We start from the raw sequence: 17426 nt of genomic DNA, 5'->3' as shown, positions 1-17426 counted from the left end.
TACAATACAAGCTCTATATGCGTTAGCCATATAACAAGACATAGCTTCTTTCATGTAGTCTTTAACTTGATTGTCTTCGATGCTACTTATCAATTCTTCCATATCATGTAAATGGGGCATTTTTTCTCAATCCTTAGACTAATGTTTCAACTATATATTATTGTATTATTAGGCCTATAACACCTCAAACCCAAACTTGCCCAACGCTTCACGCAACATTGCAATATTATAATAAGCATGTGCATTGACGGTGTTCTGAAAGAAAATATAGAGCGTATCGAAATGCTGACGCTGATTGGCAATCGCTTGCGCCCAGTCCTGCATCTCAGCTTCGCTATAACGATAGTCATGACGGTCAGCTGCGCTCATCGCATCCCACCAGTTTAGATTATTGCCGTGCATACGCAGATAGCCAGTGCGTTCAGTAAATATCAATCGTGATGGTGGCAACCCACTGACTTTGGGATAATCGACGCTACACCAAATGAGACCTTGCTGCTGGAAACTATCGACCACTTGCGGGGTGTGCCAGCCGTTATGACGAAACTCAATGGCGAGTGGATAGTCCTGAAACCAACTGACGAGATTGGCCAGATAGAGTCGATGCTCACGAGTACGATCAAAGCCATGCGGAAACTGTAATAGTAAAGGCGCTAAAGCATTTGCTTCGATAAGCGGAGATAAGGCGTTTAGAAATGCCTGTGCATGCTCGGGTGTGCCTTTGCGTGCATGAGTAAAGTCTTGATGCAGTTTGACGGCGAACTTCAACTGACTGTCTGCTTGTACATAAGCTTTATCGACCATCCCAGCAAAGGCTTTTTGCCCGATGAGTGCATAGAAAGTGCTATTGATTTCGACTGCGCCATATTGCTTGGCATATTCACGTAAGAAATCGGTTTTTCTGGTGCCGGTGGGATACAGCGTACCGAGCAAGTCGGTGTCGCTATAGCCGCCAGTGCCGAGGTAAACGCGCGGGGTAGGGGAACTGTCCATGTTGACCACTCACTGCCGTTTTGAATAATAAAATTTACTAAGATATCTACTTTCGACTGCTATTTGACAAGCTACTTTTTACGCGACCAGAGCCATTCAATCAGTGCCAGTAGTGCATCATTAGCTGTGCCAACGGTATCTTCATTGTCGCTAAGCTCACGACTATGTAGTTCATGAGAAATGGCTGCACGCCCGTCATTAAATAGCGATTGCGCATAGCTGGTCGCGTCATCGACACCCATTAGTTTTACATAGGTAGATTTGTCTAGTTTTTCATCACTACCCGCAGGCTTACCAAGCGTATCTGTCGTCATTGTGACGTCTAGTACATCATCTTGGACTTGAAACGCCAGACCGATATATTGCGCGCACTCTTGCAATGCCATGCGCTGTGGAGCCGTTGCACCAGCACAGACGCCGCCCATGAGCAGCGCCGCTTCTATCAACGCCCCTGTCTTATCACGGTGGATAGCTTCTAAATCATCCTGCGCGATATTGGTACTGGCTTCGGCATTGAGGTCTAGCATTTGACCTGACACCATGCGTCTAGCGCGCGGCGCAAATATTGCCATGAGCTGACTTGCGATATTTGCATCAAACGGCGCAAAGGTTGGCATCTCCGCGGTTAATACTTCAAACGCTAGTGTCTGCAATACATCTCCTGCCAGCAGAGCCGTCGCTTCATCAAAGGCAATATGCGCAGTCGGTTGCCCACGGCGCAGCTCATCATCGTCCATACACGGCAGGTCATCATGTACCAGTGAGTAGGTATGCAGTAGCTCTACGGCCAATGCAGCACGGCGCGACATATCGTAGTCTGAGTCGTTTTCTAGTAGCGCGTCCAGATCAGCATCGAGAGTATCGATATCATCATTACGCTCGTCTGTACGTGCATTATTACTGCTATTAATACTGGCAAAAGCGCTGGCAACCATCAGTGGGCGTACCAGTTTGCCTTGACCCGTCATCACATAGCGGCAAGCATCTAACAGCGGGCTAGGCAGCTTGGCATAAGCAAACAACACCTCGATGTCTTGCGCCAATTGCTCGCGCATAGCACCATGAAACTGCTCAGTGCTTTGAAAAGAGACGAAGTCAAAAGGAATAACGCCAGTAGAGGTAGTGCTAGAAGTAAGGGAAACAGTCATAATCCAACCATTTATCAGGGGTACAATAAAACTTATTAGGGATAAGGAAAAAACGCTATTAGTGTAGCATGATAGGTCATATCGCTTATGTGACACACGGTATCAATTGATTATTTTTTGCATTTTTCTACCAAAGTCTATTCGAAAGTAGAGCAATCTTAGCTGCAATATAACGACAAGATTTCGTTACCGATGGATGATGTCACTCTCTGGTTGAATATGTTCTGATAAAAGAGCAAGCTAGGCTGGCACATTAATTTTATTACAGTAGAAAAATGGTACTGAATAAGTAGCGCTGACAAACTGGTACTTAAGTAGTGGCATAAATGAAGTCAACAACACGAAATAAATCTAAATTAACAATTCAGTATACATTTATTCACTAAAACGCTTTTAGCGTAAGGTAAATGCCTGCAAGTGATTTAAGAGTGACTTGCGAGTATGGTATTAGCTTGTGACAGTTAGGGGCATAATCCCCTACACTAATTGACGTGAAAATGGTCTGATGGTGACCCTACTGGGTTTTTTCTCAGGATGTTCAATCGTCGATACCGAGTGTTAGACCAAGTCTCAGTCAATATTTTGAACATCAGTACCTGCAACAGCAGTATATAAATGAAGCGTCATATGATGTCATGCAAGAGACGCAAAATGCGTGCATCATGATGAACGCTGGATAATAAAGACATCTTCACTTGTGAGCTGGTTATATGTTTGTCTTTATAACATGACAAGCGCACAGTGCTATTACCCATTTTACTAACAGTAACTGGCTATTTATTTTAATTCAAAACGTAGCTTTCGTTATATAGAAAGGAGTTTCAAATGGTATACCAAGGAAATCGCATTACGGTGACAATGCTAGAGGATGGCATCGCCAACATGCAGTACAACGCCGAAAATGAGAGCGTGAACAAATTTGATGCCGAAACCAACAAGCAGTTTGGTGAAGCAGTTAGTGCGTTAGAAAAAGCCGACAACGTAAAAGGTCTTATCGTTACTTCAGCCAAAGGCGTGTTTATCGCTGGTGCTGATATCACAGAATTCGTCGGTTCTTTCAAAAAATCAGAAAGCGAGATCAAAGATTGGGTCGTTCATGTTAATGACGCTTTCAATCGTTTTGAAGACCTACCATTCCCTAAAGTTGCGGCTATCAATGGCGCGGCGATGGGCGGCGGTTGTGAAATGACTTTGGTTTGTGAATACCGTGTCATGAGTGACAAAGCGATCATCGGTCTACCAGAAACTCAGCTAGGTATCTTCCCAGGTTTCGGCGGTACAGTTCGTAGTACGCGTATCATCGGTATCGATAACGCACTTGAGCTGATCGCGACTGGTAGCCCAAAGAAAGCACTAGCAGCACTAAAACTAGGCTTGGTTGATGCGACTGTACCTGCTGATGACTTGCAAGATGCAGCAATTGACCTAGTTAAAAAATGTATCTCAGGTGAGCTTGATTGGAAAGCAAAACGTGAAGAAAAACTGGCGCCAGTTAAGCTAAACCAGCTTGAGCAAGCGATGGCGTTCAACAGTGCCAAAGGTGCTATTTTCGCTAAAGCCAATCCTAAGCAATACCCAGCACCAGCAATCGCTATCGAAACGATTGAAAAGCACGTTAATTTATCACGTGACAAAGCAATCGAAGTAGAAGCGGCTGGTTTTGCTAAAGCGGCTAAAACCCCACAAGCAGAAAGCTTGGTTGGTCTATTCTTAAACGATCAATTGGTCAAAAAATTAGCAAAACAGCACAGCAAACAAGCACATGACATCAGTGAAGCCGCTGTACTAGGCGCTGGTATCATGGGTGGCGGTATTGCTTATCAAGCAGCCAGCAAAGGCTTGCCAATCATCATGAAAGATATCAAGTCTGAGCAATTAGACCTTGGTATGGGCGAAGCGAGCAAACTGCTTGGTAAAATGGTAGAACGCGGCAAGATGACCCCAGCAAAAATGGGTGAAACCTTAAGCCGTATCCGTCCTACTTTGAACTACGGTGATTTTGCTGAGACTGATATCGTTATCGAAGCTGTCGTAGAAAATCCAAACGTGAAGCGTGCGGTACTAAAAGAAGTAGAAGGTCTAGTAAAAGACGATTGTATCCTAGCGTCAAACACCTCGACTATCTCTATTACGTTCCTAGCAGAAGCGCTTGAGCGTCCAGAAAACTTCGTTGGTATGCATTTCTTCAACCCAGTACATCGTATGCCATTGGTAGAAGTTATCCGCGGTGAGAAATCATCTGAAGAAGCCATCGCGACTACCGTTGCACTCGCTTCTAAAATGGGTAAAGTGCCTGTAGTAGTTAACGACTGCCCAGGTTTCCTCGTAAACCGTGTATTGTTCCCATACTTTGGCGCGTTTGACTTGCTACTTAAGCAAGGTGCTGATTTTGCTCATGTCGATAAAGTGATGGAAAAATTCGGCTGGCCAATGGGTCCTGCTTATCTAATTGACGTGGTTGGTCTAGATACTGGTGTACATGGCGCAGCAGTGATGGCTGATGGTTTCCCTGATCGCATGAAGCCTGATTATAAAGGTGCTATCCAGCATCTATATGACAATGAGCGTCTGGGTCAGAAAAACGGTATCGGTTTCTATAAGTACGAAATGGACAAGCGCGGTAAGCCAAAGAAAGTTGCTGATGAAGCCACTTACGAGTTGCTAAAAGCCACGACTGACAGCGAAAAGCAAACGTTTGACGATCAAGCAATCATTGATCGCACTATGATTGCCTTCTGCAACGAAACCGTTCGCTGCCTAGAAGACAACATCGTAAGCACACCAAGCGAGGCCGACATGGCGATGATTATGGGCGTAGGTTTCCCTCCATTCCGTGGTGGCCCTTGCCGTTATGTGGACCAAATGGGTCTAGATAACTACTTGGCACTATGTGAAAAATACGCACATCTTGGCAAAGCTTATGAAGCGCCACAAAAAATTCGCGACATGGCAGCCGCAGGCGAGACTTTTTACGCAACAGCGTAATAGTCAGTCATTACTAGGATGAAGTGCAGTACGTTTGCTATTTTGCATGAAAGCAATTGAGACATGAATCGTCTCCAATAGCGAACGTACGATCATAGTTGATTCAGTTTAAGACTATTACGAGTAAATCAAGCGCAAATGTACCTATTGTACTTTGAGTGGGATTAACAAGGTAATAGTCGTAAATTGGGTTGACTACACTGACAATAAAAATTGAAAAGGAATATGGTATGACAACTTTAAGTCCAAAAGATGTGGTCATCGTAGATGGCGTACGCTCGGCAATGGGCAAGACCAAAAACGGTATGTTCCGTCATGTACGTGCTGATAGCATGTCAGCGGAACTAGTACGTGCGCTAGTAGAACGTAATGACTTTGATACTAATGATATCGAAGACATTATCTGGGGTTGTGTCAACCAGACGCTAGAGCAAGGCTTGAACATCGGTCGCAACATCGGTTTGCTAGCTGGTATTCCAAAGACTGCTGGTGGCCAAACGGTTAACCGTCTATGTGGTTCTTCTATGCAGGCGCTACATACTGCTGCTGCACAAATCATGACCAACCAAGGTGATGTATTCATCATCGGTGGTGTTGAGCACATGGGTCACGTAGGCATGATGCACGGTGTTGATTTGAACCCTGCTGCTTCTAAGCATTATGCAAAAGCGTCAAACATGATGGGCTTGACTGCTGAAATGCTAGGTCGTATGAACAATATCACGCGCGAAGAGCAAGACGCGTTTGGTCTTGAGTCACATCGCCGTGCATGGGCTGCAACCACTGAAGGTCGTTTCGACAATGAAATCATCGGTATCGAAGGTCATGATGCTGCTGGACGTCTGCAACTATGTACGGTTGATGAAGTAATTCGTCCAGACGCAACGATGGAGCAAATGCAAAAGCTACGTCCAGCGTTTGATCCAAAAGGCGGTACAGTAACAGCGGCAACCTCATCTGCATTATCTGACGGTGCGTCAGCGATGCTAGTCATGAGCGCACAAAAAGCTAAAGATCTAGGTCTAAAGCCACGCGCCCGTATCCGTAGTATGGCTGTGGCTGGTTGTGATGCCGCTATCATGGGCTATGGTCCTGTACCTGCTACCCAAAAAGCATTGAAGCGTGCTGGCATGAGCATTGCTGACATGCAGACCATCGAGCTAAACGAAGCATTTGCTGCTCAAGGTCTATCGGTATTAAAAGGTCTGAACCTGTCTGATAAGCAAGATATCGTTAACATCAACGGTGGTGCCATTGCTCTAGGTCATCCACTAGGATGTTCAGGCGCTCGTATCACAGTGACATTGCTAAACGCAATGGAGCAGTCAGATACTGAAATTGGTCTAGCGACGATGTGTATCGGTCTTGGCCAAGGTATTGCTACTATTATTGAGCGTGTTTAATCTTATTTGTATAAACAAGATTATTTGAACACTCAACAAGTAGCTACTCGCTAACGAAAAACCTCTAGTCATAACGGCTGGAGGTTTTTTTATGAGTAAAACTGATGTTTGGTAAACTAATAAATCACGGAGTCGAAAAACACGGTATTACAGCGATTAAAAATTATCTCCATTGACGCATTCATGAAACTATGACTAAATAAGAGGAAGATGAACCATGGCACTGTTTATGATAATTCTAAAATAGTTTTTAGTTGCAACTGTCAGCCGTACAAGGAGTGTACTATGTCTACTATGATTAATGATCGCACCTATCGCATCGCTCGTGAGAATACCCAAGCAATGATTGTCGATGTGCAAGAGCGCTTAACGCCGCATATCTACGATCACGAAAACATTGTCAAAAAAACCGTTACCTTGATTAAAGGGCTGCAAGCGCTCAATATTCCAATCATGCTCAATGAACAATATAAAAAGGGCTTGGGCGATACCTTACCAGAGCTGCGCGATGTACTCGAAGGAGACAATGCCAAGAGCTTTGAAAAGGTCACCTTTAGTGCCTGTGATAACAACGATTCATGGCACCATTTAGCGCAGCAGAACCGTAGTACCGTGTTGCTTTTTGGTGCTGAAGCTCATGTCTGTATTATGCAGACGGCACTGGATTTATTGGACAATGGTATGCAGCCTGTCATTATTGGGGATGCGGTGGGTTCTCGTTTTCCTTATGATAAAAAGCAAGCAATTCGCCGTATTCGCCGTGCAGGTGGGGTGATCAGTACTGTCGAATCAATCTTGTTTGAGCTGTGCCGTAGCAGCGAAGATCCTGCGTTTAAAACCATTATTAATTTGATTAAGTAGGTGGTTAAGCTTTAGTTGCTTAAAGACTTGGATAAATAGGGATTCAATTTGACCATTTATTTTCTAATTTATAATAGATAGCGCTTGGTAAAATAAGCGCTATTTTTTTGACAACGGTAATAGTCTTTTAACCATTGCTAGATATCAAACTAACTATAATACCTTGAGAAATGAAACTTAAAATCGCCAGAACTCATAAGTATTGAAAACCAATAACTAGAGACAACCAGAGAAAATCAATGTCGCAAGTCAGCTCTATATCATCAACTAATTCCGAATCTACTTCACATATCGAAATCGATGATGTCACTCATTTCTTATTAGAGTTAGATGCGCTCAAACTCGTGAATCGCCGCAGCTATGTGACACAGACCATTCGTAAAGAAAACTCTGCCGAACACTCTTGGCATTTAGCGATGGCCTGTTGGTCGATTGCTGAATTATTTGCGCTAGATGTCAATCATGAAAAATTGCTAAAGATGGCACTGGTTCATGATTTGGGTGAGATTGATGCGGGCGATACTTTTTTGTATGCCGATACGCGTACTGATGCACACGTCGAAGAGCGTGCAGGCATTGTCAGATTGCAACGTGAGCGAGGCAATGGCATTAGTGATTTGAGTGAGGTTTGGGAAGCGCAAGAAACAGGAAATAGCAAAGAAAGTCAGTTACTCAGAGTGGTCGATCGCTTATTGCCATTCCTACTCAATCTAAATACCAACGGTAAAACGTGGATTGAGCTTGGTGTTACGCGATCGCAAGTAGCGGGTGCGCATGCATTTATCAAAGACAGCTTTCCTCCTATTCATGATTGGCTCTCACATAATATTGAGTATGCAACTCAGCAAGGCTGGCTGATTGATGCGTAAATCTGCATAAGTAGCAGGCATAAAAAAGCCCAATTAAGCATGATAATTTACGCTTAACTGGGCTGATACTTTAAGTGCTTTTATACAAGCATGTTATTAAGCGTTTGCCATTCCTAGCAATTGACCCATTTGCACGACGCTATTGGCTTGCATACCATCTAGCCAGTCAGCCTTTGCTGCTTTTGGTAATACTACGATAGCCGTTGAGCCTAGATAGAAGCGTCCGAGCTCTTCGCCTGCTGCAAACTGCATGTCATGATCAGACTCGAATATGTCGTCAGTACGAGCAATCTTGCCTGTCGCGACGGTTTCGATACCAGCGACAATCATAGCACCAACCATCACAACAGCTGCTTTGCCATACTTGGTATCAAACATACAGACCAGACGTTCATTACGCGCAAACAAGTCTGGCACGTTAGCCGCCGTAGTATTGTTGACCGAAAACAGTGTACCAGGTACATAGCGAGTCTTGGTCAATGTGCCAGTAAACGGCATATGCACACGGTGATAATTGCTAGGTGCTAAGTAGATAGTCGCAAAACTACCATCAGCGAAATAACTGCCATCTTCACTATCAGCAAGTAGTTGGCCGACATCATAGTGACGACCTTTTGCCTGTAGTAGTTTATGGTCTTCGATTTGTCCTAGCTGAGAGATAATACCGTCCGCAGGACTTACGATACCATTTGCAGTGGCGTCAATAGTACGAGCGTCTTCTTTTAACTCGCGGGTAAAAAAGTCATTAAAACTTTCATAAGCGTTAAGGCTTTGGCGTTCGTACTCGTCTAAGCTGATATTATAAGCTTTGGCAAAGCTACGGATAAAGGTGCGTTTGACATAAGGGTGGCGACTGGCGGCCAAACGTCCAGCGACTTTACTGAGCTTTTGCTGCGGCACAAGCTGTTGTAAGGTGGTAAATACATTCATAATAAGGCTACCAAAATAAGGTGTAATATAAGAAATAATAGTCAAGTTAATGACGGTATTTTATCATGGACAGTATATTATTGTATGGCCATAATCTGTTAAGGAATTAGTAAATGAAAGCACTCATACAACGGGTGAAGCAGGCTAGTGTGGTCGTCGATCAACAGTGTATTGGCGAGATTGGGCATGGGGTATTGGCATATATTGGCTTGGGGCATGAAGACGATTTTGCCGCTGCCCAGCGTATGATTGACAAAATACTGACCTATCGCATTTTTGAAAATGATGAGGATCCTGCCAAATTTGGTAAACTGGATAAAAACGTTCAGCAGGTCGGTGGTGGGCTATTATTAGTTTCACAATTTACCTTAATGGCAAAAACAGACAAAGGTCGCCGACCAGACTTTGGTGGTGCGATGGCACCTGCTGCGGCGCAAGTGTTATTTGAACAACTGGTCGATTATGCCAAAACTAAGCACCCAAATGTGGCAACTGGTCAGTTTGGTGCGGATATGCAAGTGTCGAGCGTCAATAATGGGCCGCTCAATTTTTTACTAGAAATCTGATTTTAGAGTGTCATCAAGCTGTCATAATTAATCCGTTTAATGGGTAGAGACTGGTGAGTATATATCGCCTTTTTACATGCTAGATTTTGTCCGCTAACACCGAGAATGTCCTATGTATAATGAGCAAATTTTGATTGTTGAAGATGAGCCTGCGATTCGTGAAATGGTTGTCATGACGCTAGAGATGGCTGGGTTTGATAGCTTGCAAGCGGCTGACGTGTCAGAGGCGCATCAGCAAGTGGTCGATCATAGACCATCACTGATACTGTTAGACTGGATGTTGCCGGGTGACAAGAGCGGTGTGGATTTTTGTCGTATGCTCAAAAACGATGAGCTACTCTCTGAAATACCAGTCATTATGCTAACGGCAAAAAGCGAAGAAGACAGTAAGGTGCATGGTCTAGATGCAGGGGCAGATGATTATATGACCAAGCCTTTTTCGACTCGTGAGCTGATTTCTAGAATCAAAGCCGTACTACGCCGCAGTAGCGCGATGAGTAGCGACAAACCTATCGAAATTGGGCAGTTAAGTTTAGATACCAAGAGTCAGCGTGTGACAGCCGCAGGAAAAGTCATTGAGGTCGGCCCAACAGAATATCGCTTATTAGCATTTTTTATGAGTCACCCAGAGCGTGCCTATACAAGAACGCAGCTGCTCGATCAGGTTTGGGGCGGTAACGTTTATATCGAAGATCGAACCATTGATGTACATATCAAGCGTCTACGTAAACTATTGCGCCCTTATGATTGTGATACATTGATACAAACGGTGCGCGGTACAGGCTACCGATTTTCTAGCCTGATTGAGCCAAGTTAATCTTGTACAAATAATGCCGCAGCAATATAAAGGCCGCGGATAGTGGTAAGGATAAAAAATGGACAAGATAGCGCCAGTACAAAGTGAGCAATCAGCTCTACTAGAGCAAATATCTACTCAAAGTACAGCAGAGCAACTCAAAAAAATCGGCAGTGCACTACGAGCCCTGCGTGATGCAGTGATTTTGCTCAATAATAATGATGGCCTAGAATGGTGGAATCAGGCGGCGCAAGATTTATTGCTGCTACAGCCAGAAGATAAAGGTCAAAATATCTTTGACTTTATTACCGTACCTGAGTTCCGCCAGTACTATGAAGGTACAACGATACCTAACGATGGCGTCCATATAGAATCGTGGCGAGATCCTAGTCGCTACTTAAAGTGCGAACTGACTCCTTTCGGTGATGAAAAATTGCTGTTTGTATATGACGTGACCCGCCTGCGGCACTTAGAGCAAATGCGTCAGGATTTTGTGGCGAATGTCTCGCATGAGCTTAGGACACCATTGACGGTAATGATGGGCTATCTGGAGAATTTTTCCGATCAGCCAGATATGCCGCCGCAATGGCGTCGCGGTTTTGAGCTGATGACGCAGCAAACTGCCCGTATGAACAGAATCGTGAACGACTTACTGCTACTGTCTAAGATTGAAATTGAAGAATCACACGAGCTGCATTACATAGATATGACTAAGCTACTAACTAATATCTACGACGATGCACAGGCCTACAACCAAGCGTACAAACACATCATTCATTTGCATATAGATACGTATGATGGGCTATACGGGTCAGAGATGTACTTGAATAGTGCGCTATCCAATCTAGTAATCAATGCAATCAAATATACGCCAAAGGGTGGCAATATCACTATCAGCTGGACAAGAACGTCTGATGGCTGCCGTTTCGCGGTCGAAGATGATGGGATCGGTATTGCGTCAGAGCATATCGCCCGTTTAACAGAACGTTTCTATCGTATCGACAAAGGTCGCAGCCGTGCAACAGGTGGTACAGGGTTGGGACTAGCGATTGTAAAACACGTATTGCATCAGCACGAAGCGCAATTGCAAATCGATTCAGTAGAAGGGGAAGGGTCGACATTTAGTGTGGTATTCCCCTCAAATTACGTCAGATCCGTCACAGCCAATTAATACAATTTCTGGCTTATATTGGCGCTGATTTTTAGGCTTAAGTATTTTTGAGTAATACAAACTTATCATTATTTTAAATTAGGTTAACGACATACTTTTCTGTATTCGTTAATCCTTTTGCAAAAGTGGATAAGGGTTGACCGCACTGCCATTAATATAGATACCATAATGTACATGTGTTGGTGTTCCTTTTGTGTTACCGCTATCACCCACATAACCTATCACATCGCCCTGATTGACCCAGTCATTGGGGGAGATGTCAGCATAGTCTTCTAGATGAGCGTAGTAATGTCCTGCGCCACCAGGCCCTACCACCACGACCACGCGTCCACCCAATGTGTTCTCACCAACTTTGCTTACCACACCTTGCGTGGTCGACTGTACGGGAGTATTGCGCGGCGCAAAGATATCGATACCTTCGTGGGAGCGGCCTTGACTACGTGCCGCGCCCCAAGTGTCTGTCAGGTTTCGTTCTGGTAGTGGACTGGGTAAGCTGTTTTCTGTCGGCAGTTCTTGTTGCAATAGACTCAATTGCTGCCATTTGGCAACCACAAATGACTGCGTTTGTTGACTGATACTGGGTAGTAGCTTATCAAAGACAAATAACAGTGCTAGCAATACGATAGCCTTAATCAATAGGCTTATTAAACGACTAAAAAAAGAAGGTCTGGGAGGCTGGTTATTTCCATCTGCTAGCATTGATGTCTCATATATATTTGATGTCATTTGAGTTTTGATTATAAAAGCTTCGTCTAACAACGTATGTATCGCATTGTTATCTATCGTTTTTACCCCCATAGATATTCTTATGGTTAAGAATATAGACAGCAAATATAGTTTTATCTACTTAACATTTCTGCTGAGCATAGACAGTTGCTACTGATGGTTAATACTTTATGAATGATGCTTTTAAGCCTACTGATATTTCTGCCACGCGCGAAACAGCGCTGGTTATCGATACTGAAACAGATCAGGGCAGTGATCCTAGACCTATCCAAGTTGCTACTATCAATGTAGCAACTGGCTTTGAATGGATGAAATACTTTAACAGTGGTCGATCTATCTCACCCATTGTCATAAAGGTGCATGGTATTACCGATGATGATGTGGCTGGACTTGAGCGCTTTGAGTTGGAGCAGTTTGAATTACCAGAGTACTTGATTGGTCATAACGTACGTTTTGATTGGCGAGTGATTGGCAGTCCTTCTGCTAAGCTTATTTGTACGGTGAGGCTTGCGCGGGCAGCCTTTCCAGAATGGCGTGCTTACAGTCAGTCTAAGTGTATCGAGCAGTTATTGGGCAAGGGTGAAGCGAGTGCAATGACGATTGCCGCTCATGACGCGCTTGGCGATGCTCGAATGTGCTATTTGCTGTATCAGGCATGCTGCGAGCGTCTAGAGATTGCGCCGACAGACTTTGCAGCGGCACATGCTATCTCTAATAAAGCGACCCCTGTGAGCAAGATGCCGTTTGGTAAGCATAAAGGCAAACCGATCAAAGACGTGCCCATCAGCTATGTTAAATGGATGATAGGCAATATTCATAATATGCAGCCGTCCCTGTATTCGGCACTGACTAAACGCTTAAAACTGGAAGAAGCAGAAAATGCAAAAAAGTAACCTGTATTATCGAGGGTCTACCATGTATGGTGCGACATGGTGCTAAGCTTATGGTTGGTCGTGCAACCATGTCACCGCCATCTGCCATAGCTGCGGCGCTTTGATATTGGTCTTACTGCTAAAATAGCGCATATGACCGATATGATTTAGACCAAAATCCTCAGGGTCCAAGAAACGCTTTTCTACGGGCATTTTTGTAAACACCCTTATCATATCGTCCATGTTTTCACTATTGGCGATATCATCATCGCTAAAGCCAAGCCACAATGCTGGCATGCTGAGCTCATCGTAGAAATGCGTGTGTATGCTTTTGCCAAATGCGGTTTTGATATAGCCTGCGCCATTGCACCATTCACGCCATTGACGAGCCACGCCGCGTGGCAGCGGCTCACCCATACCGATTTTGTCTGACGGCGTATAGCCCAAAGTTAAGTTAGTGAGTGGAATAAACGCATCCATAAAGCCCATGGCTTTGAGCTTATATGGCATGCCCATATTTTTGATACGTCCTGACGAGCAAGCGACATTGAACACTGAGCCAATCGCCTGATAGTTGGGCATCAAGCCGATGAGCTGACCACCTGCGCTATGACCGATGAGATGATAGGAAGCATTAGGAAACTCATCTTGTAAGGCATCAAGTACAGCTGGCATGTCATGGCGACCCCAACTGATCAAGGAAGCGCTACATTTTGCCAGCTCGGTCGATAGTGACTCACCAATTCCTTCATTATCAAATGTTAGTACCCCAAAGCCGCTTTCTGCTAGATAGGTCGCAAAATTATGATAAAAGTGGCGCTTAATACCTGTGGCAGGTGCCATCATGACGGCTTTTTTTGTCGCATCTTTAGGGCGATAGACCGTGGCTGCCAATGCTTGGTTGCGATCGGTCATGATGCTTAATGAGTAAGTATCAATATTGCTCGCGTCATTCGTATTGCTTTTACTAGTGAGATTGCTATTAATTACAGAGCTTGATAGCTCGGCAGTAGGAGAGGTGTTGTGATTATCCATGGGTATACCTTAGTATTTTTATTAGTAGATAATGAATATCGAACTATGATGAACAATAAATGCGCATCTTGAAAGTGTAGTCGTTGCGTAGTGATAAATCGTTGTGACTATGTGGTAGCATTGCTTATGTTAAGATAAATACTGGCAAAACAGTTGCTCAAATATGACTTCCAAGTTTTATATAGCTTGGCTGAGTTTGTCTTATGAATCATGTGCATGACAATATAAATGATAGGTGTCGGTATGCAGCCTTCACTAATAACAAGCACTCAATAAAAACTGACAGGTAATTAAGGAAGCTATATGCAAATGAAAATTAACGATGATACTTATGATGTAATCACAAGCAAAGACATTACAAATATTGAAAAAGCAGTCGACAAGTCTGCTCTATCAATGCCGCTCGTGGCTGTGTATTGCGGTTCACGCTTGGGCAACGGTGACGTGTATGAACAGGCAGCACGCGAGCTCGGCAGTGCATTAGCAAACAATGGCATGGGGCTAGTATATGGTGGCGCTAGTATAGGACTAATGGGCGCAGTTGCGGATGAAGTAATTAATGGCGGCGCGCAAGCAGTGGGCGTGATTCCAACCTTTATGCTCAAGCACGAAATCGCTCATGAGCAGCTGACTCGCTTGCATTTGACTGACACTATGCACACGCGTAAGACCGTTATGGCAGAGTATGCCGATGCCTTTATCACGCTACCAGGCGGGCTAGGAACATTAGAAGAGATTATGGAAATTGCTACGTGGCGTCAATTGTACCAACACGAAAAACCAATGATTATTCTAAATATCAATGGTTTCTATGACCGTATGATTGAGCATTTGAAATATACCACTGAGCAAGGCTTTATGAAGCAGGAAGATTTAGATCGTCTAGTGGTGTGCAATACCATCAGCGAAGCGATCGATATGCTACAGACAGTAGTGACCATAGATGATGCTGTGGATACGGAGAAAATGGCTGGTAGTAATAGTTAAGCCGTATCGCTATTCATACACAGCAAATACTTAAATATTAAAAGCTATGACGAAAAAAGGAGCAGATAACCAAATTTCGGTGATCTGCTCCTTTTTTATATGTATTAACGACCTATCAGCGAATCATGTCTACTAAGCATCAGCAGGCGTGAGATCGTCCAATGCTACTTCACGAATACTATGATTGACATGAGCCATCGCTATTGGGAATCCACGCTGTTCAGCGAGCTCACGTGCAACCTCATCGACAGCGAGACTATCGTTATGGACAAGGTACGACCACTCATGATCATAGCGACTACGATTCAGAGGTGTATCGTTCTCTATCAAGCCTAGATCTGTCAGCTCATTAACGATTTGATCAGCGGCAATCAAAGTCGAAGATGCTTTGACGTTTTCTGCACGGGCATAGCGTATATTAGAGTATAAACTCACATCAGCTACTCGCAGCGTATCATCTTGTCCAGGAATCTGCTGCCCACCGTATAGCGCGTTACCAACAGTACGTGCGCTGTTAAATGTCGGTACAAACTCCGCCACATACTCAATCGCTTGCTGACTACGTGCCTGTAGGGGCGCTTTATCCCAACCATCTTCAATATAGTGCACATATTGCTGTGGCAGTTTGGGCTGCGCACTGTCTTCACTTGATGCGACAAGACCATCATCAAACAGAGTAATGGCTTTGCTCATACCGTGGATCTGAAAATATCCGCCAGGGTAGGGGGTAAGCTGCGCCATGCCTTCTGGCGTTCCTCGTTGACCATAAACGATAATCTCTGGTATCTGTCCACCAGCATCACCCCAATGGGTCACATAAGACGATTTGAACTCGACCATACGTGTGACTTCGACACCGACCATATCGTCAATAACACCTGTACGGAATCCGCAAGCATTGACTAGATAATCAACTTCGATAGACTCAGGCTGAGAGGCGTGCTCTTGACTATGGATTTGTTGATAGTCGATACGCCATTTGGTGACATGATGGTCAGCGTTGGTACAGTTCTCACAATCTACCGGCACGACTTTTTGCACAGCGGTTTCGGTAAATACATGCGCATTGTCGTACTCTTCAAGTGCAAGCTTGGCAGAAGCGGCTAAACGAAAAATGTTCCAACCGTATTCTTGAACAACAATTAACGGAAATTTAACCTTGTTCAAATCCAAGTATCTAGCGACTGGAATCATCCACTCATCAACCGTACTTGGTACAGCGACTTGCTCACGTTCAGACAGCTCAATCAATTGCTCACGGCTATAAAGCTGATAATAATCTTCAGGCTCGCCCAATACTTTATTATTAGCATCTTGCTCAATCAGTTCTTGATAAGCATCAGTCAGAATATCTAAACGCGGCAGTAAGTCTTCAGGCAATCCTTCGTCACGTGTCGGTACGGCAAACACAGTAGGACGAACGTCAATAGTGTGCGGATATAAACGCAAAATATCGATACATTGCTTAAGCAGCGCTACGCAATCCTCGTCCGGTATTTCACGGTACAAGTTACCACCTGCATGCAAATGACACATAGGTGGTCCATCAATGAGGGATTTTTTCTTCTCAAATAAGTAGGTCTCTAATCCTAATGCAGCAAGTCGAATCGCAATCGTTGATCCCGCAGTACCGCCGCCCAAAATGCCAACACGCTTTTTAGGTTGATCTTTTTGTGCCCCATAAGATAACACCCCAGAATGAGCGTCACGATTAAAGGATTGAGCGTATTTTTTATCAAAAGACTGAGTCATTGTCGTCGTTGTATCCTTAATAGCATCTGTATTAGGCCGTGCTCGGTATATGTATCAAATGTTCTATACTTCTTGATATGAGTGCGAAGGTAATTAAGTTCAACACACAAATCTGAACTTCAATAGTCATCTTTTCTATTGTTTAGCCGTTCTTCATCTCTATAGGTTTATTTTACGAAGAACTACAGACAATATGATGGGAAATACGTAAGAAGATGCATGAGTTTTGTCAACGAGTCGCTATATGTGTGAAGTTTTTCAGAGAAACAAGTCTGTCTAAAAATAGAGTAAACGAGAGAGGTGGCAAACTTGTGAAATCAAAAACAAGGTCG

General features: G+C 44.1%; 15 protein-coding genes. 9 read left to right on the top strand and 6 right to left on the bottom strand.

The genetic code is table 11. From position 1 onward, the window contains the following. Positions 1–174: 174 nt before the first annotated feature. The gene (locus tag CXF61_RS03875; protein ID WP_165597220.1) at positions 175–993 is read right to left on the bottom strand and encodes a DUF72 domain-containing protein; all 819 of its coding nucleotides are present in this window, start codon (positions 991–993) and stop codon (positions 175–177) included. A 71-nt stretch (positions 994–1064) separates the two neighbouring features. Then, positions 1065–2141 carry a polyprenyl synthetase family protein gene (locus CXF61_RS03870; protein WP_165597219.1) on the bottom strand — a complete coding sequence of 359 codons (1077 nt, stop codon included), beginning with the start codon at positions 2139–2141 and terminating at the stop codon, positions 1065–1067. 825 nt (positions 2142–2966) lie between these two features. On the opposite strand from CXF61_RS03870, the gene fadB reads away from it, so the two are divergent. The 4 genes from fadB to CXF61_RS03850 all read left to right on the top strand — a co-directional run bounded on the left by fadB (position 2967) and on the right by CXF61_RS03850 (position 8259). Continuing rightward, the gene (gene fadB / locus CXF61_RS03865) at positions 2967–5126 is read left to right on the top strand and encodes a fatty acid oxidation complex subunit alpha FadB (RefSeq protein ID WP_165597218.1); all 2160 of its coding nucleotides are present in this window, start codon (positions 2967–2969) and stop codon (positions 5124–5126) included. Positions 5127–5356: 230 nt separating this feature from the next. Further along, the gene (gene fadA, locus CXF61_RS03860; RefSeq protein ID WP_102091589.1) at positions 5357–6529 is read left to right on the top strand and encodes an acetyl-CoA C-acyltransferase FadA; all 1173 of its coding nucleotides are present in this window, start codon (positions 5357–5359) and stop codon (positions 6527–6529) included. A gap of 285 nt (positions 6530–6814) precedes the next feature. Next, positions 6815–7390 (top strand): isochorismatase family protein, encoded by a 576-nt coding sequence (locus CXF61_RS03855; protein ID WP_101205330.1) that lies wholly within the window; start codon positions 6815–6817, stop codon positions 7388–7390. A 239-nt stretch (positions 7391–7629) separates the two neighbouring features. Then, the gene (locus CXF61_RS03850; RefSeq protein WP_165597217.1) at positions 7630–8259 is read left to right on the top strand and encodes an HD domain-containing protein; all 630 of its coding nucleotides are present in this window, start codon (positions 7630–7632) and stop codon (positions 8257–8259) included. Between the two features lie 96 nt (positions 8260–8355). Here the strand turns inward: CXF61_RS03850 and asd are convergent, their stop codons facing one another. Beyond that, positions 8356–9189: an archaetidylserine decarboxylase gene (gene asd, locus CXF61_RS03845; RefSeq protein ID WP_165597216.1), complete on the bottom strand. Its 834-nt coding sequence runs from the start codon at positions 9187–9189 to the stop codon at positions 8356–8358. A gap of 113 nt (positions 9190–9302) precedes the next feature. Between asd and dtd the strand changes: the two genes are divergently transcribed. The 3 genes from dtd to phoR all read left to right on the top strand — a co-directional run bounded on the left by dtd (position 9303) and on the right by phoR (position 11722). Further along, a complete protein-coding gene (gene dtd, locus CXF61_RS03840) occupies positions 9303–9755 on the top strand; it encodes a D-aminoacyl-tRNA deacylase (RefSeq protein ID WP_165597215.1) in 453 nt (150 codons plus the stop codon). Positions 9756–9867: 112 nt separating this feature from the next. Further along, the gene (gene phoB, locus CXF61_RS03835; protein WP_165597214.1) at positions 9868–10572 is read left to right on the top strand and encodes a phosphate regulon transcriptional regulator PhoB; all 705 of its coding nucleotides are present in this window, start codon (positions 9868–9870) and stop codon (positions 10570–10572) included. A gap of 58 nt (positions 10573–10630) precedes the next feature. Further along, positions 10631–11722, top strand: coding sequence for a phosphate regulon sensor histidine kinase PhoR (phoR, locus tag CXF61_RS03830; RefSeq protein WP_165597213.1), 1092 nt, complete (start codon positions 10631–10633; stop codon positions 11720–11722). Positions 11723–11830: 108 nt separating this feature from the next. Here phoR and CXF61_RS03825 read toward each other — a convergent pair whose 3' ends face one another. Further along, complete coding sequence (locus tag CXF61_RS03825) at positions 11831–12421, bottom strand: M23 family metallopeptidase (protein ID WP_165597221.1); 591 nt, start codon at positions 12419–12421, stop codon at positions 11831–11833. Between the two features lie 197 nt (positions 12422–12618). On the opposite strand from CXF61_RS03825, the gene CXF61_RS03820 reads away from it, so the two are divergent. After that, complete coding sequence (locus CXF61_RS03820) at positions 12619–13341, top strand: putative quorum-sensing-regulated virulence factor (protein ID WP_165597212.1); 723 nt, start codon at positions 12619–12621, stop codon at positions 13339–13341. A gap of 48 nt (positions 13342–13389) precedes the next feature. Here CXF61_RS03820 and CXF61_RS03815 read toward each other — a convergent pair whose 3' ends face one another. Continuing rightward, complete coding sequence (locus CXF61_RS03815) at positions 13390–14235, bottom strand: alpha/beta hydrolase family protein (protein WP_227526589.1); 846 nt, start codon at positions 14233–14235, stop codon at positions 13390–13392. 423 nt (positions 14236–14658) lie between these two features. Here CXF61_RS03815 and CXF61_RS03810 point away from each other — a divergent pair, with 423 nt between their 5' ends. After that, positions 14659–15342, top strand: a complete 684-nt coding sequence (locus CXF61_RS03810) for an LOG family protein (protein WP_057761780.1) — start codon at positions 14659–14661, stop codon at positions 15340–15342. Positions 15343–15474: 132 nt separating this feature from the next. On the opposite strand, the gene CXF61_RS03805 is transcribed toward CXF61_RS03810, so the two are convergent. Then, positions 15475–17094 carry an FAD-dependent oxidoreductase gene (locus tag CXF61_RS03805; RefSeq protein ID WP_165597210.1) on the bottom strand — a complete coding sequence of 540 codons (1620 nt, stop codon included), beginning with the start codon at positions 17092–17094 and terminating at the stop codon, positions 15475–15477. Positions 17095–17426 lie beyond the last annotated feature (332 nt).

The organism is Psychrobacter sp. 4Dc, assembly GCF_002836715.1.
In the GTDB taxonomy this organism is placed as follows: Bacteria; Pseudomonadota; Gammaproteobacteria; order Pseudomonadales; family Moraxellaceae; genus Psychrobacter.
This window is presented reverse-complemented; position numbering and strand designations above follow the sequence as displayed.